Source organism: Citrobacter sp. 506, assembly GCF_050434985.1.
In the GTDB taxonomy this organism is placed as follows: Bacteria; Pseudomonadota; Gammaproteobacteria; order Enterobacterales; family Enterobacteriaceae; genus Citrobacter; species Citrobacter braakii.
The window spans coordinates 381,772-406,477 of record NZ_JBNDJN010000001.1 but is presented as its reverse complement, the minus strand read 5'-3'; the positions used below and the strand labels follow the sequence as shown (position 1 = coordinate 406,477).

The window sequence follows — 24,706 nt, the reverse complement described above, 5'->3', positions numbered from 1 at the left end:
ATAACAAACAGGAAGTAAAGATAGGGGTCAATTCTTACTTATCAACTACCTGAGCTGTAACAGGCGGCATTATTCTTACCGCCTGGAGCAGAAGGAATGCGGGCGGTTTATTGATTCTCTACTTTAGGAAGCGCTATCTGATTGATGCCACCTTCGTTGGTCACCTGCGTGTAGCCCATTTCCGTCAACATATCCTTCGCCTGCCCCGATTGACGCCCGGAGTTGCAGTAAAGCTTCACGGTGTCGGTCTTATCAGGAACTTCAGCAGCGATACGCGCCTTCATCTCTTTTAATGGAATGTTGACCGCTCCCTGAATATGCTGCTGTTGATACTGTTCAGGAACGCGAACATCAATCCAGTGCTCGGCTGCAAAAACCGGCATGCCGATGACCAGTGCCAACGCTAATACGCCTTTTTTCAACATAATATCTTCCTGACTGATGGTTGGATTTAACCAACACACTATACGCCAGTTCTTAAGAAAATATTGCGATCGCATTATCACCCTCTGCACCCGTGGACGAGACTTCCTCTGGTTGCGCATACTGCGGTTAGTTTTTTGATTTTTCTGCCCGCATTCCGATATTGTTGTCATTCGCCAATTAACTCCATAATATGTTCGCCATTGACTCTCGGACGGAGCTTGGGATCTATGTCTCCTACCATTTATGATATTGCACGAGCCGCTGGCGTATCAAAATCCACGGTATCGCGCGTGCTTAATAAGCAAACCAATATCTCGCCGGAAGCGCTTGAAAAAGTGCTGCGTGCTATTGATGAGTTACAGTACCAGCCCAATAAACTTGCTCGCGCACTCACCTCTTCCGGGTTTGATGCAATAATGGTGATATCTACCCGTTCAGCAAAAACAACCGCCGGTAATCCGTTTTTCTCTGAAGTGCTGCATGCTATTACTGCCAAGGCTGAAGAGGTCGGTTTTGATGTCATATTACAGACGTCGCGAAGCACTGAAGATGATTTACAAAAATGTGAGAGCAAAATTAAGCAGAAATTGATCAAAGGTATCATTATGCTGAGCTCTCCCGCCGATGAATCTTTTTTTGCGAGGCTGGATAAATACAACGTACCGGTCGTGGTTATTGGAAAGGTTGAAGGCGACTACGCCAATGTCTATTCTGTAGACACAGATAATTATCGCGACAGCATTACGCTAACTGATGCGCTGATTGAGAGTGGGCACCGTAATATAGCCTGTTTGCACGCGCCGCTTGATGTTCATGTTTCTATCGATCGCGTTAACGGATATAAAGCCAGCCTTCAGGCGCATAATATTAAAATGCGCGATGAATGGATTGTTGACGGGGGCTATACCCATGAAACAGCCCTGCTTGCTTCACGAAAATTACTGAGTCAGCAGCCGTTACCCGATGCCGTATTTGCCACCGACAGCTTGAAATTAATGAGCTTATATCGCGTGGCGGCTGAGAAAAATATAACCATCCCGCAACAACTTGCCGTTGTGGGCTACAGTAATGAGCTGTTGTCTTTTATGCTCACGCCCGTTCCTGGGGGAATTGATGTGCCTACCCAGCAGTTGGGTGAACAAAGCTGTAATTTATTATTTAACCTGATTGCGGGTGAGAAAGGATTACAAAATATCACGGTGAGCACACAAATATCGCTGGCCGACTCACTAGTGTAAAAACTGGGGCATACATGCCCCAGTATATTTTAGAATGCGTAGTTCACGCCTATACCAGCATAATGGAATCTGTCGCTTTCGCCTTCGTCGTGATCTTCCCACTCATAGGCATACTCCAGTGACATTGATAAACCATTCTGGAAATCATATGCATACAGTAAACCGAGACGATTGAAATTATGGCCTTCACGTTCCGGATCATCTCGCCAGTCCCAGTTTGACCAGCGATCAAGCCCCAGACGGGTATACGGCGTCAGGGTGGTATTGCCTAAAGACAACGGTAAATATGCACGAATTTCCTGGGTTGAGAACTCACCATTATTGCGCGAATCAGCCAGATTAAAGCCGCGCTCAAGGTAATAGTTGACCGTTAAGCCCACCGTTTCGTTAAACCTGTAATTCAGACCGGTCTCGCTTTCGACACGACTATCGGAGTAGCCAGTAGTATTCAAATCATTAACGAATTGATACATCGACAGCCAACCGCTAAAGCGCAGGTCGTCGGTCAGTTTAACATCCCAGTCCGGCTGAACTTTCCAACGCTGCATATTAGCGGTGTCGTTTCCTGGTTCATTGACATAGTGATAACCGTAATTACGGAAGCCACCGGTCAAACCGAAATTAACATCCTCACTTTCCAGAAATTGATAGCGAATTTCCAGTTCCGGACGATCAAACCAGGTACCACGCTTACCTTCGCTGTAATCAACCGGTCCTTCCTGATAATAGGCCAGCGATATTTTCCATGGCCCATTAGAGGCGTTGAAATAGACGGACGGCTCAGCCAGTCCATCCATATCTTCGCCCTGACCTTCAACGTTTTCTATTTCGTACATAGCACCAATATTAAAGTGCCAGTCATTATTTTCAGCAGCCTGCGCGCAGGCCATTCCTGCGCTCATAATCAGCGCAGTAGCGGACAGTAGGGTTTTCATTATTATTCCTTGTTAAAATACTCGCAAAAATGCCCCAAGGCTTGGGGGGATTTATCCCCCCGGAATTTTATTGAATAGCCACTTCAGTTTCAGCATCAAAGAAATGGCATTTCGCCATATCAAAATGAATAGTGATATTTTCTCCTGCATGATAATCATTCACTGCCCCAGCACGGACCACCAACTCATGCCCCCCAACAATGGTATAAAGCATAAATTCAGCGCCGGTTAATTCTGCAACGCTAATTTTTGCCGATATACTATTTTCGTTATTAAGCTGCGGGTGTATATCTTCAGGACGAATTCCCAGAGTGACCGCCTGATGTTCATAACCCTGCGCTTTTAATTGTGCTAATTTATTTTGTGGAATCGTTAATTTCAGTGTTTCAGTAACAAACTTATCACCATCAATCGCGCCACGAATAAAGTTCATGGCCGGTGAGCCAATAAATCCGGCGACAAACATATTAGCCGGGTGGTTATAAACCGTTTTCGGCGCACCAACCTGCTGAACGATGCCATCTTTCATAATCACAATACGCGTCGCCATAGTCATGGCTTCGGTTTGGTCGTGGGTAACATAGATCATGGTGGTATTGAGTTTCTGATGCAGTTTGCTAATTTCAGCCCGCATCTGAACGCGAAGTTTGGCATCGAGATTCGATAAGGGTTCATCCATCAGGAAGACCCCCGCTTCGCGTACAATCGCACGCCCCAGCGCCACACGCTGACGCTGACCACCGGATAACGCGCCGGGTTTACGCTGCAGATAATCGCGCAGACCAAGGATCTGCGCCGCCCAGTTGACGCGCTCCTCAATCACAGCAGGCGCTATTTTCTGCATTTTCAGACCAAACGCCATGTTGTCATAGACGGTCATGTGTGGGTACAACGCGTAGTTCTGAAAAACCATCGCAATGTTGCGTGATTTCGCCGGCACATCGTTCATCCGTTTACCGTCAATCAACAGATCGCCGCCGCTGATCTCCTCCAGACCGGCGATCATGCGCAACGTAGTTGACTTCCCGCAGCCGGAAGGTCCAACAAAAACAATAAACTCTTTATCTTCAATTTCCAGATTGAAGTCTTTAACGACGTGTACCTGGTTGTCGTAAATTTTTTGAATGTGTTGCAACGAAAGCTGTGCCATGTTGAATCCTTTACTTGTCGTGTTGCCAGAAAGCCGATAAGCACGGCCACGTCAGAAATTCGGTTGCCGGAAGCAGCAAGTCTGCCCCATTCAGCCCTTTACCGATGCCGACAGAAAGCATGCCGCAGGCGTTGATTGCATCAATTCCCGCTTGTGCATCTTCTATGCCAATACATTGTTGCGGGTCAACGGCAAGACCCGCGCAGGCTGCCAGGAAAATTTCCGGATCCGGTTTCGAGCGGGTGATCAATGCCGCATCCGCACAAAAATCAAAGCAAGAGCTAAGATTAAGCGCCTGTAAAATAGCCGGGGCATTGCGCGACACAGAGGCCAACCCCACCGGAATCCGTTCTTCCCGCAACGTCATCAACAGCTCACGTATTCCCGGTAATACCGAGTTAACCGTCAGCTGGCGCAAAGAATGGACATACAGTCTGTTTTTTCTCTCGGCCAATTGTGCGCAGGCCTCGGGAGAAAACGCCCCCGCCTTCCCACCATGGTGCAAAATACGCTGTAGTGATTCGCCGCGACTAATCCCTTTCAGGCTGTCATTAAATACTTCGTCGATCACAATCCCTATTTCATCGGCTACCTGCCGCCAGGCCAGAAAATGCAGATGCGCGGTATCGGTAATCACGCCATCCAAATCAAAAATGATGGCCTGTGGTTTGAGTATCATTCATCGCCCCTTTTTGTGGTAGCGGTCCCATAAGCGGGCGAAATAATGGCGTCATTGCGGATTACGGTTTCCCCCTGCACGGAGACCTTTTCACCATTGACCCAAAGGACAATCTGTTCAGTGCTGTTAATACGGATTTCAGCCGCATTAATGATTACCTGCATATCGATGCCCTGCCAGCGCAGCGGGAAACACAGCGTTTGCCAATGAGTCGGTAAGGCAGGTGCAAGGTGTAACTCCCCGTGGCGAATATTCACGCCGGCAAAACCCTGGATTGCACCCAGCCAGATGGCGCCCGTTGCCGCAGCATGAATGCCGTCATCGCAGCTATGTGGGTCCTCCCCGAGATCGATAAGCGATCCTTCACGCCAGAACCGATAGCCCTGAGCCGGATCACCGCAACGCGCTGCCACAATCCCGTGGATCGCTTTACTCAACGAGGAGTCATGAATTGTGCGCGGCTCGTAAAAGCGCAGGTTTGCCAGACAGGTTTGCGGGCAAAATTGCTCCGGTAGCATGTAGGTCAGCATCACCACATCGGCCTGTTTGAGAATTTGCATCTCATTGACTTCTGCACGGGAGTAATCGAGCAAAATCGTCTGCTTGCCCGCTTTGGCTTTGTACTGTGACAGATCGATAGCTGGTTTGCTCAGGAAGGTATCATCCTGAGGTAGCACGCCATCGGGCTGAACTTCCGGTCGCCAGAGATGCTGTAAAAAATACTCTGCGCGGTGAATAAACGTCTCATCACCGCAGCCCAACCGACGGGCAAAACCCAGCGCCTGTTCCACGTTGTACCAGGCCATGTAGTTGGTGAACGCGTTGTTGTTCACATGCTCAGTGTATTCATCCGGGCCAATCACATCGTGGATCTCTAAACGATCATTAACCATGACCGCCCTGCTGATCCAGAACTTCGCCGTTTCCAGCAGCAGCGTCATTCCCTCACGGGACATGAAGTTTAGATCCCCTGAGGCATGCCAGTAATTGATTACCGCCCAGGCAATATCCGCCACGAGGTGATGTTCAGCCTGCGCGGAGGCCACTTTCTGACGCAGTCCGGTACGGATGTTGATCGCCGCAAATTCAGGCGTTTCCTCATCACCGCTGCGAGCGCTTTCCCAAGGGAAAAGCGCTCCCTGCCAACCGTTACGGCGGGCTTTCTCACGCGCCCCCGACAAATTATGCCAGCGGTAACGCAACAAACTTCTCGCGGTTTTCGGCTCGGTAAAGAGATGAAACGGTAACAGAAAGACCTCGGTATCCCAGAATATGTGGCCTTTATACCCTTCCCCCGTCAAACCTTTGGCCGCAATACTGCTGCGCTCATCGTGGTCAGGAGTCATCACACGCAGATGATAGAGCGCATAGTCCAGCGCTCGCTGATCGCTGGCATCAGTGCTGGTGACCTGAACGCGACGATTTTGCCACCAGGCATGCCAGTTAGCAGCCGACTCAGCAAGCAGAACGTCATAGCCTTGCTGCGCGCATACTTCCAGGTTGCGCAGCGACTGGCGTCCCCAGGTCTCAAGCGACAGGCTGCGTTCGCTCGCCCAGTCTACCCAGCTAATTTTTGTCAGCGTGACGCGCTGTCCGGCTTTCGCCTGCACGCTGTTGTGTTGTAACAGCCGACGTTCTTTCGCGGTGAAGCAGCGCTGCGCTGCACCGTCTACATCGCAATACGTGGTGATAGCAATATCATTGCGGTTGTCCTGGGTGGTGTAAATCCCTTGCATAAGATGCTGGCCAAAGACCCGGACCTGCGTTTCATCCAAATGCTGACGACCATGATTGGTCATCGTGGCGTCAATTCCGGTCGAGATACCAATGCTGGCATCGCCATCCAGTGGCGTGACGACAACTTCCATAGCAAACAGCGGCAGTTTTTGTGCCGAGACAAATCGCCGGCTCTCAATGGCAAAACGCGCCCCGCCAGACGCACGCCAGGTAAGCGTACGGCGTAATTCCCCACTGGAAAAATCCAGTTCACGTTGCCAGCTTTCGATAACGCCGCTGGTGAGCGAGAAAATCTCACCATTGAGTGAAATCTCCACCCCCACCACATCAGGCAGATTAACCAGTTCATTAATCTCGCCTTTCCCTGCCCGGTGATACAGTCCTGCAAGGTACATGCCGCGAGTTTGTAAGGTGTAGGCTTCCTCGTGGCTGGCGCGAATCCCCATATAACCGTTACCGGTCGTCATGAGTGACGCATATTTATTCAGGTTGTGTGGGCAAAAAGCCGGTTCAGTTAGCATTACTGGCCTCGTCATAAGTCTACGTAGGTCCCTGTTTCAGCCGATTGATACAGTGCGGCAACCAGTTGTTGAATAACGGCGCCTTGCTCTGCGTCAGCAATAGTGACAGGCTCGCCCTGGACATGATTCACAAAAGCTTCCATGCTGCGATAATGACGATTGTCATCGGCCATTTCGCGCTGAAGCAGTACGTCAAGCGTACCCTCACGATCGGTATAAACCTGGGCCGGGAATAACGTCGCCCCTGCCAGATCGCCGCAGAAATTAACGTTCATAATCGATTGTTCCGGGATATTCAGCGCAAAAGAGGTTTCCAGTCGCAGGATACCGCCGTTATGAAATTCAATCGTCCCGAACAGAGAATCCTCCACGGTATACGTCTCGGGATCCCATTTCCCAAACTGGCCGCTGTTTTTACGCGTGCCAATGCGTTGATAACTGTGTGCGTTAACGCGCTTTACTGCCGGAAACCCCAGCACATACATGGCGGCATCAAGCATATGGATGCCGAGATCAATCAGCGGCCCGCCGCCCTGCAGTTCTTTGTTGGTAAATACCCCCCAGCCGGGCACGCCGCAGCGGCGCAAAGCGCGGACATTGGTGACATAGATTTCACCCAGCACGCCGGCCATCACCTGCTCACGAAGCAGCTGCGTATCCAGTGCGAAACGATGATGAAAATCATAAGCCAGAACTTTCCCCCTTCGACGCGCCGTGTTACACATTTCCAGCGCCTCGGCTGGCGTCATCGCCGGAGGTTTCTCACACATCACATGGCATCCGGCGTTCAGCGCCAACATGGTGTGTTCATAATGAAAACGATTGGGTGAACAGATGCTGACGATATCTGGCTTAGCCTCGCGTAGCATCGTCTGAGGATCGTCCCAAACCTGCGGATTGCCGTATTTCTCTGCCAACGCCTGCGCCTGTGACAGGCGGCTGTCACAGACAGCCACCAGTTCCAGATCGTTGCGGGTGCAGTAGTACGAAGCATGAACTTTATCCGCCACCTGCCCGGCGCCGATAATGGCGATGCGTAGCGGAGAGCTTGTCAGTGCACTTTTCACAGAAATCCTCTTAGCAGGTACGCAGCCAGGCCAGTGACTGACGGTACGCTTCCGGCAGGTTCTCTGCCCGTACACGCCCTTCGTACACGACGTAACCCTGATAATTATCTTCACGCAACTGATCAAACAGCGCAGTGAAATCCAGCGTACCGCTCCCCGGCTGATAACGGTGGTTATCCGCAATATGGACGTGTCCCAGCAGATCGCGATTGTCATGCAGCGCCTGAGCCATATCGTCTTCTTCGATATTCATATGGTAAAAATCACCAATGATTTGCACATGCTTCAGGTTGTTTTCCACGATATAGCGACGGGCATCCGCCAGGGTGTTGATCATATGATCCTGATAGCGATTAAGCGGCTCCAGATACACCACCGTCCCCGTACGCTCGGCAACTTTATCGAGATAAATCAATGAATCACTTACTGCTTTACGATCACCCGCCAGGCTGCGCGGAGAGGTCATCGGCGGTAAGCGGAAGGTAAACATGCCCCATGCAGCGGGTACAATAATGCCCTGCCCACCGACTTCGGCCAGCGCTTCGAGAATGCGGGTAATCTGCTGTAAGCCATTCAAACGACGCTCTTCGATAAAATCACCGATCCAACCGTCATATCCTCCACAGGCGGTGGTGACGGGCAGGCCTGTTTCTTTGATTGCTGCTTTCACTTCTGCCAGGTTGTTAACCAGCAGCTTGCCGTCAATTTCAAAACCGTCAAACCCCATCTCTTTGATGTAACGGAATTTCTCGAGAATATCTTCCGGAAAAAAAGCCTGGTTCTGTGTTCCAATTTTCATCTTCTGCATTCCTTAATTAAAACGTCACGCCCATTTTGATGCTCTTTTCCGGATGGCGATCGACATACTGCATATAGCTTTCCGGGCTGCTGGCAAACGTCACTACCGGGTCAATAAGTTCTTCACAGTTCAGGTAACCGTTCATCAACAGTTCCCAACAGGTCTCCTCAATACGCTTGCGGCTCCAGCGCGGATAATCCGGATTTGGCTCACTGCAGGCACGAGAGAAGACAATTTTGGCGTTGTTGAAGTGCGCTTCACGCCCCAGGTTGAAGCCTTCAGCAAAAGGTTTCGCGAAAGCAACATAGGAGATGGTTCCACCATAGGCCAGACCGCGTAACGCCGATTGCAACGCATCCGCATAGCCACTGGTTTCGATAATCACATCCGCGCCCTGCTTGCCGGTCAGCTTCTTAATTTCCATGCCGACATCGGTGCCAATAGGATTCAGACAGAAATCCGCGCCATGACGACGCGCGATATCGCAACGATGAGCAATCGGATCCACGCCAATGACCACCGAGGCTCCCGCTTTCTTAGCCAGTTGGACGGCAATCTGGCCAATCGCCCCTAAGCCGACGATGACAACAAAGTCGCCGACGCGCACATTGGCGTCGCGCACGCCACTCATGGCGAACTGTGCCGGGTCATAGCACACGGCATTTTTCCACGAACTACCTTCCGGCATTTTGCGCAGTTTGTAGTTGTTTACCGCATTAAAGAAAACCGTTTCTGCCAGTGGGCCGTAGCCGCAAACTGAATCGCCAACGGCGTATTCGGTCACATCGCTGCCACACTCAATAACATCGCCCACCACCATGTTGCCAAGCTGGAACTTGCCGAATTCAATCCCGCGCGGCGCCCCTTCCGGACGCGGCATGAACATTTGCCATTCGCCGTTGAAATCTTCGTCAATAAACGGACTGGCAGCGCGAAAATCGACCACTTCCGTGCCATGTTTTGGCGCACCAAAGCGAACGCGAACTTTCACTTCATTGGCGGATACAGCTCTGTCTTCATATTCCACCAGCGCCGCAACACGCGGTTCTGTGGCAACTAACTTCTTCATTTACAACTCCTTAATTAAACTGGCCGCTTAGCCTTTCACGCCGCCTGCGGTCAAACCACTTTTAATAAAACGTTCGGAAAGCGCATACATAATGACAACCGGCAATGCGGTGACTAACGATGCCGCCATCATGCGTCCCCAGATATAGTCAGGCGTACTGAACAGCGCGTTCAGACCGACCGGTAAGGTAAAATTGCTGGCGCTGGAGAGGAAAATCGAGGCAAACAGATAGTCATTCCACGCCACCATAAAGCAGTACACAAAGACCGAAACCAGACCGGACATCGCCAACGGCACGGTAATGCGAAAGATGATCTGCAGACGGTTCAATCCATCCATCATCGCGGCTTCTTCTATTTCATCCGGAATGGTGTCGAAGTAGCTTTTCAGCATGAACACCGCGGTCGGCAGCGTCTGGGTGACCATGGTGATAATCAACGCCATTTCGGTGTCATAGATGCCAAGTGCCGTAATGATTTTGAATAGCGGCACCACCAGCAGGATCCCCGAAAACATGTACACCGTGTAAAAGCTGGCATTGATGGTCATTCGCCCTTTAAAACGCAGGCGGGAAAGCGCATACGCTCCGAGCACGCCGAGAAACACCGCCACCACCGAAGAAGTGACCGATACCACCAGGCTATTACGGAAGTAGTCAACAAACGGGAAAATCATCGGGTTGAAGATGTCGATGTAATGTTCCAGCGTCCATTGCTGCGGTAACAGCGTCGGATGTAGCGAGATCGCCTCTTTGGCGCTTTTAAATGAGGTCATCAGCATCACAAAAAATGGGAATAGCGTGATGCCCAGGAAGACAATTAATCCACAGTAAAAGCCGATGCGGCCAAGTGTGCGCTTATTTGTTGCCATTGAGGTTCACCCGTTTTCTGGTCAGCAGGATAACAGCGAAAATAATGACGAAGAGGACGACAGAAATAGCGGCCGCTTTGCCTAAGTCGTTAAATGCAAACGCTGTTTTATAGAGATAGACCCCGAGAATATCGACTTTAGTGGTCAGCAGATAAACATCGGCGAACATGTAAAACATCCAGATCGTGCGCAGCGTGACCACGGTTGCCAGCACCGGCATAATCGCTGGCAGCGTGACGATACGAAACCGTTGCCAGGCGTTCGCGCCGTCCATTTCTGCCGCCTCATACAACGATTTATCAATCGTCTGTAAAATCGCCAGAAACGAGATAAAGGCATACGGAAAGTAGCGCCAGATGGCGAACAGCACGACCAGCGCGAAGCTGCTGCCGGGATTGTCGAACCACAGCGGCGCCTGATCGTAGAGATGCAACAGATCCACGCCGAGGTAGTTCACAATGCCGTAGCCGTTGTTGAACATGTATTTCCAGGCAAACACCAGCGAAATTGATGGCGTCACGTAAGAGAGGATGACCAGTGAGCGCGCCGTTTTCCGCAGACGAAACTCACGGTTAAAAAACATCGCCACGCCCAGCCCCAGTACCGTGCTTCCTGCCACAACCAGCGCGGTATACCAGACCGTCATCCACAGCGAATGCCAGAATCCGGGATCGGATAAGATACGGATATAGTTGCTCAGCCCGACAAACGTAGACTCAATTTGCGGATTCAGCGGCAGTCGCATAAAGCTGATTTCGATATTTGATATCATCGGCCACGCCACTAAACCGCCCAGCAACAGCAAGCTGGGCGCCAACAGCAGCATGGCGAATGGCATATCAGATCGACCTGAAAAGAACTTATTCATCACGGCTTTCCATTTCCCCATTAGCGCTGTTCAACGAGGTCATCCAGTTTTTTCTGGCTCGCTTCAATCGTGGTGACGAGGTCGGCTTTGCCTACCGTCACGTTGTGCACCATTGAGCTCACAACACCGGAGCCTGTGACGTCGCCCATGCGGGTGAAGTTCTTATCGCCGACGGCACCAAACACCTGGATATTCGGCAGTTCGGCAATCAGTTGATCGGGTAATTCACCCAGCGCTTTGATGACCGTGTTATCTTTCCACGTCGGGGTATTCACCACCGCTTTGTTGACCGGCAGCGCCGCCCCTGGCGACATCATGACCCAGTCCGCGATGTTGTCAGCCTGCTCCATGAAGGTGACAAATTTCTCTGCCGCTTCTGTCTCTTCAGACTTTTGACCCGCGGTAATGGTTAACGACGTCAGCATGCCGTAAACAGCAGAGTTTTTTTCCGTCGGCACCATAAAGCCCACATTTTTAGGATCGCCCTCTTTAATCACTGCAGGGAGAATATAGGTGGAATAAATCGCCATCGGTGCCGTGCCGTTCATGAACGCGTCTTTGACTTCCATGATGTCGTTTGAGCCCGGCATGGTGTTCATTGCCAATTGGCGGTAATACTGCAGCGCCTGCGCCATTTCAGGTGTGTTGAGCGTTATCTTTCCTTGCGCATCAAAAACGTTGGCCTGGTTTGAGAGCGCGAACTGGGAAAATGACTGTTCGGTCAAAACGCTTTCCGCCGTGGGCAGCGCAATACCATATTTCTTACTACCAGGATTGTTTAGCTTCTGCGCCACGCTCAGCAGTTGTTGCCAGTCTTTTGGCTCTTCCAGCCCAGCTTTTGCCAGCACATCTTTGCGATACCAGATCCCGCCAATCCAGGCGCTAACCGGAACCCCGGTCCAGGCGGTACCGTCTTCAGTGCGCACAATACGCAGCACGCCATCATAAAAAGTACCTTCACCTACGGCGTTGATGACCTGCGCTACGGCTTTACGATCGATAAGTGATTCTTTATCCATAACTTTCGCGTAGTCATGGCTGGTTTCAATGACTTCAGGCAGAGAACCACTCCGCGCCAGGGTAATGACCTTGGTGTTGTACGCATCTTCTTCTACAGGAACCTGTTTGACACTGATCCCCGGGTTCTCTTTTTCAAAACGCTCAATCAGTTTTGCAATAACCGCCTGCCGCTCCTGTTCAACAGAAGAGTGCATAAATTCAATCGCAACAGAGGACGTTTTATCATCCTTACACCCGGAAACCAGGGCGCAGGAAACCAGTGCTGAAATCAGCACAATTTTAGTTTTAAGCATGAAATGTTCCTTTTTATTACTTAACCCACATGACCTGCCAGGCGTTCAACGTTAATTCTTTACCTGAAATAGTTTTACCGCTAATCAAATCAAATCCATTTTCAACATCAATACTAATGGTTTGCGTATGACCGCTGACATTAAATAATCCGGTAATTTTTTCGCCTGTTTCCGCCGTACGTTTAATTTGCATTACAGCCGGTGTAACACTGCTAATCTGAAAATCACTATCAGGGTGAAATGCTTTATTACTACGACGTATTACAATTAATCGGGATAATTCATGATAAATAGCGTGGCGCAAACTGGTTTCATCTGCCAGCTCCGTTTCGATTTGGCTTATTTGATATTTTTTGCGGTTGATCGCACGGTTATAACCTAGCGCCTCGACACCTTTATAATCATTGCGTGACCCAAGAATGCTTTGAATGTAAACCGCAGGTACACCCGGAAAACTCAGCAAAATGGCATGTGCGAGAATAAAGCGGGAAAAACGTTCGGCATCACTACAATTGCCTGGCGTCAGTGCGTCCATATATGTCACGTTAATTTCATACGGACTGCGACTACCATCAGGGTTATTTTTCCAGTTAACCAGCGCGCCTTCCTGTTGTAATTCCGTCACCAGGCGCACAATCTCGTCTTCAGGTAACAAACCACGTAATGGGTTGAGACCAATACCGTCATGCGATGCGAGGAAATTAAACCAGGTGGTCTCACTGGACGGCAGTTCCAGTGATTGCGCCCACTGGCACAAGGTTGAGGTATCCTGGCGTTGTACCGCATGCAGCACCAGCGGCGGTAACGAGAACTGGTACACCATATGCGCTTCATCACGGCCATTTCCGTAGTAGGACACATTATCCTTATGCGGAACGTTTGTTTCAGTAATAATCGCCGTACCAGGCGCCGCGCAGTCAGCAATAGCGCGAAATAGTTTGATAAGCTGATGCGTTTTTTCCAGGTGAATACAGGTCGTTCCTGGCTCTTTCCACATAAAGCCAACCGCATCCAGGCGGACATAATCAGCGCCCTGCTCAAGATAACTCAATAGCACATCGACCATCGCCAGTAACACTATCGGGTTGGCATAGTTGAGATCGATCTGGTCGTCGCTGAACGTCGTCCATAAATAGCGTACGGTGTTATCTTTCAGCGTAAAAGGCGTCAGTAACGGTAATGCGCGTGGACGCGTTACGTTGCTCAGGTCCGTATCAGGATCCATCGCAATAAAGAAATCTTCATAACCGTCAAGCTGTTGCAAATAGTTATTAAACCATTCGCTTTTCGCTGACATATGGTTACAAACAAAATCAAACATCAGTCGACTGGATTTACCCAATTGCTTAATATCATTCCAGTCACCGGTTTCTTCGGCAACCTGATGGTAATTAATTACGGAAAAACCATCATCCGATGACCACGGATAAAACGGCAAAATATGCACATGAGAAAATGTCGACTTAAGCCATTCATTATAAAACTGATTAAACATCGGCAGTGGTTTTTTGCCTGCCCCGTGGAATTGATCGGCGTAGGTAATAAGAACCACATCGCCCTCGTCCCAATGCGCTTTACGGATTTTTTTAATTAATCCCTGTGATTTCTCTAAACGTGCAATCAGCGCTTCATAGTGGCATGAAGTAAACGTATCACCATAAACTTCTGCCAGGCATTTTTGGATTTTTTGGTTCACCTTCAATTCTCGTGGTAGCGGTCCCATGAATAAAGAGACTACTCTGCGGGAAATAAGCTGTCAATCGGCTGAGGTGGCCAGGAGGGGGATAATAAAAGAATTTTGGCAGCCAAAAAATCGTATTTGTGAGCTGCCGCAAATTAACAGAGGGAATGTTGATTAATTGTTGCTTGCTTTTGCTGATTCGGATATCAGCGTTGATTACCTGAATAGCGTTTCGATAATTTTGCCGCTGCCCGACTCAAAACCGGCTCCAGGACCAACGCCAGCAGCATTTTAAGCGGGCGTCGGGCGACGGACTTCACCGCCCACCCTGCTACCCCCGCCGGGCCGTAACGAAGCGCAGTTAAAAGCACCAGCTTACCTGCTATTTTAAAGCCCGGCTTAACCCTTTGTCCGGCACGTTGCCAGCGATTGTTCATTTCTATCCTCACAATTGGCGGAAACGGCTGCGCAATGAAAAGGTATCAGAGGTGACATAACGCTCCATTTCACGCAAACGCTTTTCACTTGCCGCCAGCTCGCGATCGACGGCATCCAACAGCTCGCCGCTTGATGGCTGCTGCTCACCAGAAACCACATTGTCCGGCATCGGGTCCAACACAAACGTCAGCACGATGTAAGCGACGAAGGTGAAAAAGGCCAGACCAAAAAAGACGGACAACACCACCAGGATCCGCACCAGCTTCACAGGCACATCGAGATAATGCGCTATACCTGCGCAAACTCCCTTCACCATGCCCTGCTGCGGAATACGCCACAGTTTTTTGTTCAGATTAACGCCTCCCATTAGCGGTCCCTCCAGTTTGGATGTTCAGCATCAAGGATGTCTTCCAGCGCCTGAATGCGCTCGCGCATCCGCTGTGCGTCATCGTTGAGTTCTACCAGACGTTGCTGTTCACTTTGCGCCAGTTCGCCACGACTGGAACGGTTGCTGTAATGCAGCCAGAGCCAAATCGGTAAAACGAACAACACAAAGATGGTTAATGGGATAGCCAGAAATAGCGCGCTCATGAGTACTCCTTACAGGTGATGAGCGGCGGCGCGTTCGGGCGCCGCCAGATGTTATTATTGCTTATCTTGCTGCATTTTGGCTTTAAGTTGCGCCAGCTGCTCGCTGATTTCATCATCTGCTTTCAGGTCAGCAAATTGCTGATCCAGAGACTGCTGTTTACCGAAGTTATGGCTTTCGGCCTCAGCTTCCATCTGATCGATACGACGCTCGAAAGATTCAAAGCGTGCCATCGCTTCATCCAGCTTACCGCTGTCCAGTTGACGACGAACATCACGCGAAGAGCTCGCAGCCTGATGGCGCAGCATCAATGCCTGCTGACGAGCACGGGTTTCACTGAGTTTATTTTCCAGCTCACCGATCTCTTTTTTCATTCGCGCCAGCGTATCGTCAACCAGCGTCACCTCATGCTCCAGAGAAGCAATCAGATCAGTCAGTTTCTGTTTTTCGATTAAAGCAGAACGCGCCAAATCTTCTTTCTCTTTACGCAGCGCCAGCTCGGCTTTTTCTTGCCACTCTGCCTGTTGTGCGCTGGCCAGTTCTATACGGCGAGATAATTGTTTCTTTTCTGCCAGAGCGCGTGCGGAGTTTGAGCGCACCTCAACCAGCGTATCTTCCATTTCCTGGATCATTAACCGCACTAGCTTCTGCGGATCTTCAGCCTTTTCCAGCAACGCATTAATGTTGGCGTTCACGATGTCGGCAAAACGAGAAAAAATACCCATAATGTAATCCTCACTTACTGTTCTGATATCGGGCTATGCCCTGCTGTTTTCGTAATGCACTTGGCGTGCCAACTTTTTAACTAATTGATTTTAATGTAAATATCCAATTTTACCTGACGGGAGAATTAGGGTAAATTGGTGAATAACACTAACAAGTGGTGAATTTCATCATGGCAGGATACAAAGACAATATTCTGGGCGAAGCGAACAGCTTTATTGAAGTGCTGGAACAGGTTTCTCATCTGGCGCCGCTGGATAAACCTGTACTGGTTATCGGTGAGCGAGGTACGGGGAAAGAGCTTATTGCCAACCGCCTGCACTACCTCTCCAGCCGTTGGCAGGGCCCATTTATTTCGCTTAACTGCGCGGCCCTCAACGAGAACTTACTTGATTCCGAACTGTTTGGTCACGAAGCCGGTGCGTTTACCGGTGCGCAAAAACGCCATCCAGGACGTTTCGAACGCGCCGACGGCGGCACGCTGTTTCTTGATGAACTGGCGACCGCGCCAATGTTGGTACAGGAAAAACTGCTGCGCGTAATTGAGTATGGCGAGCTGGAACGCGTCGGCGGCAGCCAGCCCTTGCAGGTTAACGTGCGACTGGTCTGCGCGACCAATGCCGACCTGCCACGTATGGTCAGCGAAGGCACTTTCCGCGCAGACCTGCTGGATCGTCTGGCCTTTGACGTGGTGCAACTTCCCCCACTACGCGAGCGTCAAAGCGACATCATGTTAATGGCCGAACACTTTGCCATTCAGATGTGCCGCGAGATCGGGTTACCACTTTTTCCGGGATTTAGCGCCGAGGCCAGAGAAACCCTCCTCCATTACCGTTGGCCGGGTAATATTCGTGAACTGAAAAACGTCGTGGAGCGCTCCGTTTACCGGCACGGTACCAGCGATTACCCGCTGGATGAGATCATCATTGACCCCTTCCGCCGCCACGTTGCGCAGCCACAGGCAGCACAACCAAAGCAGACATCTGTAGCATTACCGCTGGATCTGCGTGAATTCCAGCAGCAACAAGAGAAAGACTTTCTACAAACCAGCTTGCAGCAGGCGAAATTTAATCAGAAAAAAGCCGCTGAATTACTGGGTCTGACTTACCATCAGCTACGCGCTTTGCTTAAGAAACACCAGATCTAATACGCATTTGCAGGTGTCATACTGGCGGGTTTGACGCATAACGTCATAAGGTTTACCATGGCGTCATTACTGTATAAAAACACAGGCATAGATATGACTCTGGCATTAGTTGGCGAAAAAATTGACAGAAATCGCTTCACCGGTGAGAAAGTTGAAAATAGTACATTTTTTAACTGCGATTTTTCAGGTGCCGACCTGAGCGGCACTGAATTTATCGGCTGCCAGTTCTATGATCGCGAAAGTCAGAAAGGATGCAATTTTAGTCGCGCAATGCTGAAAGATACCATTTTCAAAAGCTGTGATTTATCAATGGCAGATTTCCGCAACGTCAGCGCATTGGGCATTGAAATTCGCCACTGCCGCGCACAAGGCGCAGATTTCCGCGGTGCAAGCTTTATGAATATGATCACCACGCGCACCTGGTTTTGCAGCGCATATATCACTAATACCAATCTAAGCTACGCCAATTTTTCGAAAGTCGTGTTGGAAAAGTGTGAGCTATGGGAAAACCGCTGGATGGGGACTCAGGTACTGGGTGCGACGTTCAGTGGTTCAGATCTCTCCGGCGGCGAGTTTTCGACTTTCGACTGGCGAGCAGCAAACTTCACACATTGCGATCTGACCAATTCGGAGTTAGGTGACTTAGATATTCGGGGTGTTGATTTACAAGGCGTTAAGTTAGACAACTACCAGGCATCGTTGCTCATGGAGCGGCTTGGCATCGCTGTGATTGGTTAGCTCAGCGTTTACACCGGGAGATGCGTTTGACGATTTACTTTTAACCAGTACGACTCCTGGCAAGCATTGTGAAATGTTTTCTCCAGTGGACGAATATCCTGACCTGCCGCATCAACGACATGCCATCTAATGCTGCATTCTGGACAGGAACTAGATGAATATATAACCAATTCATTTTCGCGAGAACAACGAATAACCACTCCCGAATCATGAAGCCATGTATTATTTATAATCTCAACTTCAGCCATGTCATCCCGTTTACTGACATCCTCAATACAAATAACATTTTTGCCTATTTTTATAGCATTGACGTAATCCGCTAAGTTGCTCATTTATTAAATATTCCCTTTGATTCGTACACTAACGCATTGTAATCGCTTATGCATTTTGTCACAGCGAGGAAACCGTAACAAATTACGCCAACTGTCCACATCCTGCACCGCGTTTATAGCAAGTCAGATGGGCCATGAAAATGCTAAGATAGTTAACAGAGTAGATTCAAAGTGGATAGCAGGTATGAATTTTGACCATGTCGCGGTGTTGAACTCGCGCTTATCGAGCCTGTTACTCCCAAACACAAACGGTAATGGCAAATGTCATTAAATATTAGTAAGATAGCCTCTTTATTTATAATCCTTTAAAATTATGCGCCTGGTTTTATCATCTCTGATCGTGATGGCTGGATTTCTGAGTGGTCAGGCTGCTGCCGCGCCTGAACAGGCTTCGCATGCTGATATTCGTGACAGCGGCTTTGTCTATTGCGTTAGCGGGCAGGTCAATACGTTCAACCCGCAAAAAGCGAGCAGCGGTCTTATCGTCGACACCCTGGCAGCCCAGCTGTATGACCGACTGCTCGATGTCGATCCGTACACCTATCGACTGGTGCCTGAGCTGGCTGAAAGCTGGGAGGTGCTGGATAACGGCGCCACCTACCGCTTCCATCTGCGTCGTGACGTCCAGTTTCAGAAGACGGCCTGGTTCACCCCCACCCGCAAACTGAATGCAGACGACGTGGTGTTTACCTTCGAGCGTATCTTTGATCGCCAGCATCCGTGGCACAATGTAAACGGTAGCAGTTTCCCCTACTTCGACAGCCTTCAGTTCGCCGATAACGTCCAAAGCGTACGCAAGCTGGACAACAACACCGTTGAGTTCCGCTTAACTCAGCCCGACGCCTCCTTCATGTGGCACCTCGCCACGCATTATGCCTCCGTGATGTCAGCAGAATATGCGGCTAAATTGGCAAAACAGGATCGTCAGGAGTTGCTCGACAGACAACCCGTCGGCACCGGACCGTACCAGCTTTCGGAGAATCGCGCAGGGCAATATGTTCGACTGCAGCGCCATGAAAAATTCTGGCGTGGTACTCCTCTGATGCCGCAGGTGGTTGTGGACCTCGGCTCTGGCGGCACCGGACGTCTATCGAAACTCCTGACCGGTGAGTGTGATGTTCTGGCCTGGCCTGCCGCCAGTCAGCTCAGCATTTTGCGTGATGACCCGCGCCTGCGTCTGACCCTGCGCCCGGGGATGAACATCGCCTATCTGGCATTCAACACCAATAAACCACCGATGGATAATCCCGCCGTGCGGCATGCGCTGGCGCTGGCCATTAATAACCAACGGCTGATGCAGTCCATCTACTACGGGACGGCGGAAACCGCAGCATCTATTTTGCCTCGCGCCTCGTGGGCTTATGACAACGAAGCTAAAATTACAGAGTACAATCCGGCAAAATCGCGCGAGCAGTTAAAAGCACTGGGGCTGGAGAACCTGACATTACAGCTTTGGGTACCCACCAGTTCTCAGGCCTGGAACCCCAGTCCACTGAAAACCGCCGAGCTGATTCAGGCTGACATGGCTCAGGTGGGTGTGAAAGTTAAAATCATTCCGGTAGAAGGTCGTTTTCAGGAGGCGCGATTAATGGATATGAACCATGATCTAACGTTATCCGGTTGGGCAACGGACAGTAACGATCCTGACAGTTTTTTCCGACCGTTGCTAAGCTGCGCCGCCATCAACTCGCAGACTAACTTCGCCCACTGGTGTAATCCGGAATTTGACAGCGTTCTGCGCAAAGCCCTCTCTTCGCAGCAACTCTCATCGCGAATTGATGCCTATGACGAAGCGCAAAATATTCTCGCGAAAGAGTTACCGATCCTGCCGCTGGCCTCTTCACTGCGTCTACAGGCTTATCGTTACGATATCAAAGGACTGGTGCTGAGTCCGTTCGGCAATGCATCTTTTGCCGGGGTTTCCAGGGAAAAGAAAGATGAGGTGAAAAAGCCATGATTATCTTCACCCTGCGTCGTTTTTTATTGCTGCTGGTCACCCTCTTCTTCCTGACCTTTATTGGATTCAGCCTGAGCTACTTCACGCCTCATGCGCCGTTACAGGGTGCATCGCTGTGGAACGCCTGGGTATTCTGGTTCAATGGCCTCATTCACTGGGATTTTGGTGTATCCAGTATTAACGGCCAGTTGATTTCAGAACAGTTGAAGGAGGTGTTCCCGGCGACGATGGAACTGTGCATTCTGGCCTTTGGTTTTGCGCTGATGGTTGGGATCCCCGTTGGTATGCTGGCAGGGATCACGCGGAACAAATGGCAGGACCGCTGCATCAGCGCCTTAGCGTTGATGGGCTTTTCCATTCCGGTTTTTTGGCTGGCGCTGTTGCTGACGTTGCTCTTCTCACTGACTCTCGGCTGGCTTCCCGTTTCGGGACGCTTTGATCTTCTCTATGAAGTGAAGCCCGTTACCGGATTTGCCATTATTGATGCGTGGATCTCCGACTCGCCCTGGCGCGATGAAATGCTGGTCAGCGCAATCCGTCACATGGTGCTTCCGGTGTTGACGCTTTCCGTCGCCCCTACCACGGAAGTTATTCGCCTGATGCGAATCAGCACCATTGAGGTCTTTGATCAAAACTATGTTAAAGCGGCCGCCACGCGCGGTCTGTCACGCTTAACCATTCTGCGCCGTCACGTTCTGCACAACGCCCTTCCGCCGGTGATCCCGCGTCTGGGCTTACAGTTCTCCACCATGCTGACGCTGGCGATGATCACCGAGATGGTCTTTAGCTGGCCAGGTCTTGGCCGTTGGCTGATTAACGCAATTCGCCAGCAGGATTACGCGGCAATTTCGGCGGGCGTCATGGTGATTGGCTCACTGGTTATCATCGTTAACGTCATCTCTGATATTTTGGGTGCTATGGCTAACCCTCTGAAACATAAGGAATGGTATGCCTTACGATAGCGTCTACAGCGAAAAGCGCCCGCCTGGTACGCTGCGCACCGCATGGCGCAATTTTTACGGCGATGCGACTGCGATGATCGGCCTGTATGGCTGCGCAGGATTGGCGATTCTGTGTATTTTTGGTGGTTGGTTTGCCCCTTATGGCATCGACCAGCAATTTCTCGGCTATCAGCTTTTACCGCCGTCATGGTCGCGCTATGGCGAAGTCTCATTTTTCCTCGGAACTGACGATCTCGGGCGTGACGTGCTAAGTCGCCTGCTCAGCGGCGCGGCCCCAACCGTTGGCGGCGCGTTTGTCGTCACCCTCGCCGCCACACTATGTGGCCTGTTCCTGGGCGTGGTTGCCGGCGCGACGCACGGTTTGCGCTCCGCGGTGCTGAACCACATTCTGGACACCCTGCTCTCGATCCCTTCGCTGCTGCTGGCGATTATTGTGGTGGCCTTTGCCGGACCGCATCTGACACACGCGATGTTTGCCGTCTGGCTGGCGCTGCTGCCGCGCATGGTACGCTCCGTCTACAGCATGGTGCATGACGAGCTGGAAAAAGAGTACGTTATCGCCGCTCGCCTGGACGGTGCAACCACGCTCAATATCCTGTGGTTCGCCGTTCTGCCCAATATTACCGCCGGACTTATCACTGAAATCACCCGTGCGCTGTCGATGGCGATTCTGGACATCGCCGCGCTGGGTTTTCTCGACCTTGGCGCACAGTTGCCGTCACCAGAATGGGGAGCCATGCTTGGCGACGCGCTGGAGCTGATTTATGTCGCACCCTGGACGGTTATGCTGCCAGGTGCGGCGATTATGATAAGCGTGCTGCTGGTTAACCTGCTGGGTGATGGCGTGCGCCGGGCAATTATTGCGGGGGTGGAATAATGCCATTACTGGATATCCGCAACCTGACCATTGAATTCAGAACCGGCGACGACTGGGTGAAAGCGGTTGACCGCGTCAGCATGACCCTCAATGAAGGTGAAATCCGTGGACTGGTTGGCGAGTCTGGATCGGGCAAGAGCCTGATCGCCAAGGCCATTTGCGGCGTCGCTAAAGATAACTGGCGCGTAACCGCAGACCGCATGCGCTTTGATGATATCGATCTGTTGCGCCTTTCAGCGCGTGAACGACGCAAGCTGGTCGGCCATAACGTTTCCATGATCTTTCAGGAACCGCAATCGTGTCTCGATCCGTCTGAGCGCATTGGACGACAACTGATGCAAAATATTCCGGCATGGACTTATAAAGGCCGCTGGTGGCAGCGCATCGGCTGGCGTAAACGCCGCGCGATTGAACTCCTGCACCGCGTCGGGATAAAAGATCATAAAGATGCGATGCGCAGCTTCCCGTATGAACTGACCGACGGCGAATGCCAGAAGGTGATGATCGCAATCGCCCTGGCTAATCAGCCGCGTTTACTGATTGCCGACGAACCAACGAACGCGATGGAGCCAACCACTCAGGCGCAAATTTTCCGCCTGCTGACCCGGCTGAACCAAAACAGCAATACCACCATTTTGTTGATCAGCCATGACCTGCAAATGCTCAGCCAGTGGGCTGACAAAATTAACGTGATGTACTGTGGGCAAACGGTGGAAACTGCGCCCAGTAAAGAGTTGGTGACTATTCCGCATCATCCTTATACCCAAGCGTTGATTCGCGCCATTCCTGATTTTGGTAGCGCAATGCCGCACAAAAGCCGCCTGAATACCATGCCAGGAGCCATTCCATTGCTGGAACAATTACCTATCGGCTGTCGTCTGGGGCCGCGCTGCCCTTATGCTCAGCGCGAATGTATCGAAACCCCAAGACTGACCGGAGCAAAGAATCATCTCTACGCCTGTCATTTCCCGCTGAACATGGAGAGAGAGTGAGATGGTAGAAACCCTGCTCGAAGTTCGTAATCTGAGCAAAACCTTTCGCTACCGGACGGGATTATTCCGCCGTCAGACCGTTGAGGCCGTTAAGCCCCTGAGCTTTACCCTGCGCGAGCGTCAGACGCTCGCCGTCATAGGTGAAAATGGTTCCGGTAAATCTACGCTGGCGAAGATGCTGGCCGGTATGATTGAGCCCACCAGCGGTGAGCTGCTGATTGACGATCACCCGTTAAAATATGGTGATTATTCATTCCGTAGTCAGCGTATCCGTATGATTTTCCAGGATCCGTCAACGTCGCTTAACCCACGGCAACGTATTTCGCAGATCCTCGATTTTCCGCTACGTCTGAACACCGACCTCGAGCCTGAACAGCGTCGCAAACAGATCATCGAGACCATGCGCATGGTCGGTCTGTTGCCTGACCATGTGAGTTATTACCCGCATATGCTGGCTCCGGGACAAAAACAGCGTCTGGGCCTTGCCCGAGCGCTCATTTTGCGACCCAAAGTCATTATCGCCGACGAAGCCCTGGCCTCTCTGGACATGTCGATGCGTTCGCAGCTCATCAATCTGATGCTGGAATTACAGGAAAAACAGGGGATTTCATATATCTATGTGACTCAGCACATCGGCATGATGAAGCACATCAGCGATCAGGTATTAGTCATGCACCAGGGTGAAGTGGTTGAACGCGGCAGTACAGCAGATGTTCTGGCCTCGCCGTTGCATGAGCTGACCCGTCGCCTGATTGCCGGACATTTCGGCGAAGCGCTAACCGCTGACGCGTGGCGTAAAGATCGCTAGCAGATGCAGCCCTCCTCAACCGGAGGGCAATTTTGCAATCAGTGACAAACATTTGGTAAGAGCAGTGTATCAACCTCGCTAAACGCGACCGAAGGGAAAAGGGATCCCTGCATCACCCAAACACCAGCCGCGCCTACTTCGTCGATAAGCTGTTTGGTTTCCACGCCCTCCACCGCAATGCGGTCGCAATATTCGCGGATGTTTTTAATTAGCACCGGGAACATCGGTTTTTCAGCCTGATCCAGGAAAAAACCACGATCCAACTTCACAACATCAAAACGACCGCAAACCAGCGGACTGGCCCCAATGCTGCCGGAGCCCAGATCGCCCAGCCATAATGCGTTTGGACCGTCGCAAAGTGAATTAATCAGCAGATTATTCAGACATACGGTATTCGTCAGAAAACGCTCTGAAAGTTCCAGGGCGACAAAAGGCATGGCATGTAGCGCCGATTTAACGCTCGGGTCGCCAATTGCCAGCAGCGCCATTTCATCAATGAGGTTCAGAGTACAGAAAAGGTTGTGGCTCTCAAACCAATTACGCTTTTCGGCAATTAATCGAATTTGCTCGAGCATGAAATTACGTTTTTGTTCGCTATTCCACGCTGAAATGATGAACTCTGGATGTATCGGCGAAACCGTATCTGAAGCAAACCGGACGCTCATCTCAACACCCAGTAACGTATCAGTTGTGTCTCTCATCGGTTCCGCGATGAAATGATAGTGCATAAGACCACTCCAATTGATCATAACTTCCTGATAATGCACTTTTAATCACAATCAATCAATAA

Annotated in this window: 26 protein-coding genes; 8 read left to right on the top strand and 18 right to left on the bottom strand. The window is 50.8% G+C overall.

Features of this window, described 5'->3' with window-relative positions; translation table 11 throughout:
- Nucleotides 1-107: 107 nt before the first annotated feature.
- Nucleotides 108-425 carry a thiosulfate sulfurtransferase PspE gene (gene pspE / locus ABIE10_RS02125; protein WP_016153216.1) on the bottom strand — a complete coding sequence of 106 codons (318 nt, stop codon included), beginning with the start codon at nt 423-425 and terminating at the stop codon, nt 108-110.
- A gap of 228 nt (nt 426-653) precedes the next feature.
- Here pspE and ABIE10_RS02120 point away from each other — a divergent pair, with 228 nt between their 5' ends.
- Entirely contained in the window at nt 654-1,664 is a 1,011-nt protein-coding gene (locus ABIE10_RS02120; protein WP_016153217.1) for a LacI family DNA-binding transcriptional regulator, read from the top strand.
- A gap of 29 nt (nt 1,665-1,693) precedes the next feature.
- Here ABIE10_RS02120 and ABIE10_RS02115 read toward each other — a convergent pair whose 3' ends face one another.
- From ABIE10_RS02115 to pspA, 15 genes are all read right to left on the bottom strand, one after another.
- Nucleotides 1,694-2,599, bottom strand: a complete 906-nt coding sequence (locus ABIE10_RS02115; RefSeq protein WP_016156630.1) for an OmpG family monomeric porin — start codon at nt 2,597-2,599, stop codon at nt 1,694-1,696.
- Between the two features lie 67 nt (nt 2,600-2,666).
- Nucleotides 2,667-3,749: an ABC transporter ATP-binding protein gene (locus ABIE10_RS02110; RefSeq protein WP_016153219.1), complete on the bottom strand. Its 1,083-nt coding sequence runs from the start codon at nt 3,747-3,749 to the stop codon at nt 2,667-2,669.
- Between the two features lie 10 nt (nt 3,750-3,759).
- A complete protein-coding gene (gene pgmB / locus ABIE10_RS02105) occupies nt 3,760-4,428 on the bottom strand; it encodes a beta-phosphoglucomutase (protein ID WP_429154542.1) in 669 nt (222 codons plus the stop codon).
- Nucleotides 4,425-6,701 carry a glycoside hydrolase family 65 protein gene (locus tag ABIE10_RS02100; RefSeq protein ID WP_429154539.1) on the bottom strand — a complete coding sequence of 759 codons (2,277 nt, stop codon included), beginning with the start codon at nt 6,699-6,701 and terminating at the stop codon, nt 4,425-4,427. Before ABIE10_RS02100 ends, pgmB begins: the two co-directional genes overlap by 4 nt.
- A complete protein-coding gene (locus ABIE10_RS02095; protein ID WP_429154537.1) occupies nt 6,698-7,753 on the bottom strand; it encodes a Gfo/Idh/MocA family protein in 1,056 nt (351 codons plus the stop codon). Before ABIE10_RS02095 ends, ABIE10_RS02100 begins: the two co-directional genes overlap by 4 nt.
- 10 nt (nt 7,754-7,763) lie before the next feature.
- On the bottom strand, nt 7,764-8,552 hold the full coding sequence (locus ABIE10_RS02090; protein ID WP_181632302.1) for a sugar phosphate isomerase/epimerase family protein: 789 nt from the start codon (nt 8,550-8,552) through the stop codon (nt 7,764-7,766).
- A 16-nt stretch (nt 8,553-8,568) separates the two neighbouring features.
- Entirely contained in the window at nt 8,569-9,621 is a 1,053-nt protein-coding gene (locus ABIE10_RS02085) for a zinc-dependent alcohol dehydrogenase (RefSeq protein WP_016153224.1), read from the bottom strand.
- A gap of 27 nt (nt 9,622-9,648) precedes the next feature.
- Nucleotides 9,649-10,491 (bottom strand): carbohydrate ABC transporter permease, encoded by an 843-nt coding sequence (locus tag ABIE10_RS02080; RefSeq protein WP_003020474.1) that lies wholly within the window; start codon nt 10,489-10,491, stop codon nt 9,649-9,651.
- A complete protein-coding gene (locus tag ABIE10_RS02075; protein ID WP_003840754.1) occupies nt 10,478-11,359 on the bottom strand; it encodes a carbohydrate ABC transporter permease in 882 nt (293 codons plus the stop codon). Before ABIE10_RS02075 ends, ABIE10_RS02080 begins: the two co-directional genes overlap by 14 nt.
- 20 nt (nt 11,360-11,379) lie before the next feature.
- Nucleotides 11,380-12,672 (bottom strand): ABC transporter substrate-binding protein, encoded by a 1,293-nt coding sequence (locus tag ABIE10_RS02070; RefSeq protein WP_019076863.1) that lies wholly within the window; start codon nt 12,670-12,672, stop codon nt 11,380-11,382.
- Nucleotides 12,673-12,688: 16 nt separating this feature from the next.
- Entirely contained in the window at nt 12,689-14,395 is a 1,707-nt protein-coding gene (locus ABIE10_RS02065) for a sugar phosphorylase (RefSeq protein ID WP_429154534.1), read from the bottom strand.
- Nucleotides 14,396-14,559: 164 nt separating this feature from the next.
- The gene (gene pspD, locus ABIE10_RS02060; protein WP_047500373.1) at nt 14,560-14,790 is read right to left on the bottom strand and encodes a phage shock protein PspD; all 231 of its coding nucleotides are present in this window, start codon (nt 14,788-14,790) and stop codon (nt 14,560-14,562) included.
- An 8-nt stretch (nt 14,791-14,798) separates the two neighbouring features.
- Nucleotides 14,799-15,158 (bottom strand): envelope stress response membrane protein PspC, encoded by a 360-nt coding sequence (pspC, locus tag ABIE10_RS02055; protein WP_003020497.1) that lies wholly within the window; start codon nt 15,156-15,158, stop codon nt 14,799-14,801.
- A complete protein-coding gene (pspB, locus tag ABIE10_RS02050) occupies nt 15,158-15,382 on the bottom strand; it encodes an envelope stress response membrane protein PspB (RefSeq protein WP_016153227.1) in 225 nt (74 codons plus the stop codon). The genes pspC and pspB overlap by 1 nt, the downstream gene beginning before the upstream one ends.
- 54 nt (nt 15,383-15,436) lie before the next feature.
- Nucleotides 15,437-16,105, bottom strand: a complete 669-nt coding sequence (gene pspA, locus ABIE10_RS02045; RefSeq protein ID WP_016153228.1) for a phage shock protein PspA — start codon at nt 16,103-16,105, stop codon at nt 15,437-15,439.
- Nucleotides 16,106-16,260: 155 nt separating this feature from the next.
- Here pspA and pspF point away from each other — a divergent pair, with 155 nt between their 5' ends.
- Both pspF and ABIE10_RS02035 read left to right on the top strand, forming a co-directional pair.
- Nucleotides 16,261-17,250, top strand: coding sequence for a phage shock protein operon transcriptional activator (gene pspF, locus ABIE10_RS02040; RefSeq protein ID WP_425135039.1), 990 nt, complete (start codon nt 16,261-16,263; stop codon nt 17,248-17,250).
- A gap of 93 nt (nt 17,251-17,343) precedes the next feature.
- The gene (locus tag ABIE10_RS02035; protein WP_063866054.1) at nt 17,344-17,988 is read left to right on the top strand and encodes a quinolone resistance pentapeptide repeat protein QnrB36; all 645 of its coding nucleotides are present in this window, start codon (nt 17,344-17,346) and stop codon (nt 17,986-17,988) included.
- 8 nt (nt 17,989-17,996) lie between these two features.
- Here the strand turns inward: ABIE10_RS02035 and ABIE10_RS02030 are convergent, their stop codons facing one another.
- The gene (locus tag ABIE10_RS02030) at nt 17,997-18,320 is read right to left on the bottom strand and encodes a hypothetical protein (RefSeq protein ID WP_429154529.1); all 324 of its coding nucleotides are present in this window, start codon (nt 18,318-18,320) and stop codon (nt 17,997-17,999) included.
- 313 nt (nt 18,321-18,633) lie between these two features.
- On the opposite strand from ABIE10_RS02030, the gene sapA reads away from it, so the two are divergent.
- The 5 genes from sapA to sapF are packed head-to-tail and all read left to right on the top strand — an operon-like array spanning nt 18,634 to nt 23,916.
- Nucleotides 18,634-20,277: an ABC transporter substrate-binding protein SapA gene (gene sapA, locus ABIE10_RS02025; protein WP_016153232.1), complete on the top strand. Its 1,644-nt coding sequence runs from the start codon at nt 18,634-18,636 to the stop codon at nt 20,275-20,277.
- The gene (sapB, locus tag ABIE10_RS02020) at nt 20,274-21,239 is read left to right on the top strand and encodes a peptide ABC transporter permease SapB (RefSeq protein ID WP_003020545.1); all 966 of its coding nucleotides are present in this window, start codon (nt 20,274-20,276) and stop codon (nt 21,237-21,239) included. The genes sapA and sapB overlap by 4 nt, the downstream gene beginning before the upstream one ends.
- Nucleotides 21,226-22,116 carry a peptide ABC transporter permease SapC gene (sapC, locus tag ABIE10_RS02015; protein ID WP_191221095.1) on the top strand — a complete coding sequence of 297 codons (891 nt, stop codon included), beginning with the start codon at nt 21,226-21,228 and terminating at the stop codon, nt 22,114-22,116. The genes sapB and sapC overlap by 14 nt, the downstream gene beginning before the upstream one ends.
- Nucleotides 22,116-23,108, top strand: coding sequence for a peptide ABC transporter ATP-binding protein SapD (gene sapD / locus ABIE10_RS02010; protein ID WP_016153234.1), 993 nt, complete (start codon nt 22,116-22,118; stop codon nt 23,106-23,108). The genes sapC and sapD overlap by 1 nt, the downstream gene beginning before the upstream one ends.
- Nucleotide 23,109: 1 nt before the next feature.
- On the top strand, nt 23,110-23,916 hold the full coding sequence (gene sapF / locus ABIE10_RS02005; RefSeq protein ID WP_016153235.1) for a peptide ABC transporter ATP-binding protein SapF: 807 nt from the start codon (nt 23,110-23,112) through the stop codon (nt 23,914-23,916).
- Nucleotides 23,917-23,954: 38 nt separating this feature from the next.
- Here the strand turns inward: sapF and ABIE10_RS02000 are convergent, their stop codons facing one another.
- Nucleotides 23,955-24,644 carry an EAL domain-containing protein gene (locus ABIE10_RS02000; protein ID WP_047500365.1) on the bottom strand — a complete coding sequence of 230 codons (690 nt, stop codon included), beginning with the start codon at nt 24,642-24,644 and terminating at the stop codon, nt 23,955-23,957.
- Nucleotides 24,645-24,706 lie beyond the last annotated feature (62 nt).

What these genes read in the sequence shown, in the direction of transcription:
- pspB (WP_016153227.1), bottom strand. Translation starts at nt 15,382, where the DNA reads ATGAGCGCGCTATTTCTGGCTATCCCATTAACCATCTTTGTGTTGTTC.
- ABIE10_RS02075 (WP_003840754.1), bottom strand. Translation starts at nt 11,359, where the DNA reads ATGAATAAGTTCTTTTCAGGTCGATCTGATATGCCATTCGCCATGCTG.
- ABIE10_RS02120 (WP_016153217.1), top strand. Translation starts at nt 654, where the DNA reads ATGTCTCCTACCATTTATGATATTGCACGAGCCGCTGGCGTATCAAAA.
- ABIE10_RS02070 (WP_019076863.1), bottom strand. Translation starts at nt 12,672, where the DNA reads ATGCTTAAAACTAAAATTGTGCTGATTTCAGCACTGGTTTCCTGCGCC.
- ABIE10_RS02085 (WP_016153224.1), bottom strand. Translation starts at nt 9,621, where the DNA reads ATGAAGAAGTTAGTTGCCACAGAACCGCGTGTTGCGGCGCTGGTGGAA.
- ABIE10_RS02100 (WP_429154539.1), bottom strand. Translation starts at nt 6,701, where the DNA reads ATGACGAGGCCAGTAATGCTAACTGAACCGGCTTTTTGCCCACACAAC.
- ABIE10_RS02115 (WP_016156630.1), bottom strand. Translation starts at nt 2,599, where the DNA reads ATGAAAACCCTACTGTCCGCTACTGCGCTGATTATGAGCGCAGGAATG.
- pspD (WP_047500373.1), bottom strand. Translation starts at nt 14,790, where the DNA reads ATGAACAATCGCTGGCAACGTGCCGGACAAAGGGTTAAGCCGGGCTTT.
- sapC (WP_191221095.1), top strand. Translation starts at nt 21,226, where the DNA reads ATGCCTTACGATAGCGTCTACAGCGAAAAGCGCCCGCCTGGTACGCTG.
- pspE (WP_016153216.1), bottom strand. Translation starts at nt 425, where the DNA reads ATGTTGAAAAAAGGCGTATTAGCGTTGGCACTGGTCATCGGCATGCCG.
- ABIE10_RS02090 (WP_181632302.1), bottom strand. Translation starts at nt 8,552, where the DNA reads ATGAAAATTGGAACACAGAACCAGGCTTTTTTTCCGGAAGATATTCTC.
- ABIE10_RS02110 (WP_016153219.1), bottom strand. Translation starts at nt 3,749, where the DNA reads ATGGCACAGCTTTCGTTGCAACACATTCAAAAAATTTACGACAACCAG.
- sapB (WP_003020545.1), top strand. Translation starts at nt 20,274, where the DNA reads ATGATTATCTTCACCCTGCGTCGTTTTTTATTGCTGCTGGTCACCCTC.
- ABIE10_RS02080 (WP_003020474.1), bottom strand. Translation starts at nt 10,491, where the DNA reads ATGGCAACAAATAAGCGCACACTTGGCCGCATCGGCTTTTACTGTGGA.
- ABIE10_RS02030 (WP_429154529.1), bottom strand. Translation starts at nt 18,320, where the DNA reads ATGAGCAACTTAGCGGATTACGTCAATGCTATAAAAATAGGCAAAAAT.
- pspC (WP_003020497.1), bottom strand. Translation starts at nt 15,158, where the DNA reads ATGGGAGGCGTTAATCTGAACAAAAAACTGTGGCGTATTCCGCAGCAG.
- ABIE10_RS02065 (WP_429154534.1), bottom strand. Translation starts at nt 14,395, where the DNA reads ATGGGACCGCTACCACGAGAATTGAAGGTGAACCAAAAAATCCAAAAA.
- pgmB (WP_429154542.1), bottom strand. Translation starts at nt 4,428, where the DNA reads ATGATACTCAAACCACAGGCCATCATTTTTGATTTGGATGGCGTGATT.
- pspA (WP_016153228.1), bottom strand. Translation starts at nt 16,105, where the DNA reads ATGGGTATTTTTTCTCGTTTTGCCGACATCGTGAACGCCAACATTAAT.
- sapD (WP_016153234.1), top strand. Translation starts at nt 22,116, where the DNA reads ATGCCATTACTGGATATCCGCAACCTGACCATTGAATTCAGAACCGGC.
- sapA (WP_016153232.1), top strand. Translation starts at nt 18,634, where the DNA reads ATGCGCCTGGTTTTATCATCTCTGATCGTGATGGCTGGATTTCTGAGT.
- sapF (WP_016153235.1), top strand. Translation starts at nt 23,110, where the DNA reads ATGGTAGAAACCCTGCTCGAAGTTCGTAATCTGAGCAAAACCTTTCGC.
- ABIE10_RS02000 (WP_047500365.1), bottom strand. Translation starts at nt 24,644, where the DNA reads ATGCACTATCATTTCATCGCGGAACCGATGAGAGACACAACTGATACG.
- ABIE10_RS02035 (WP_063866054.1), top strand. Translation starts at nt 17,344, where the DNA reads ATGACTCTGGCATTAGTTGGCGAAAAAATTGACAGAAATCGCTTCACC.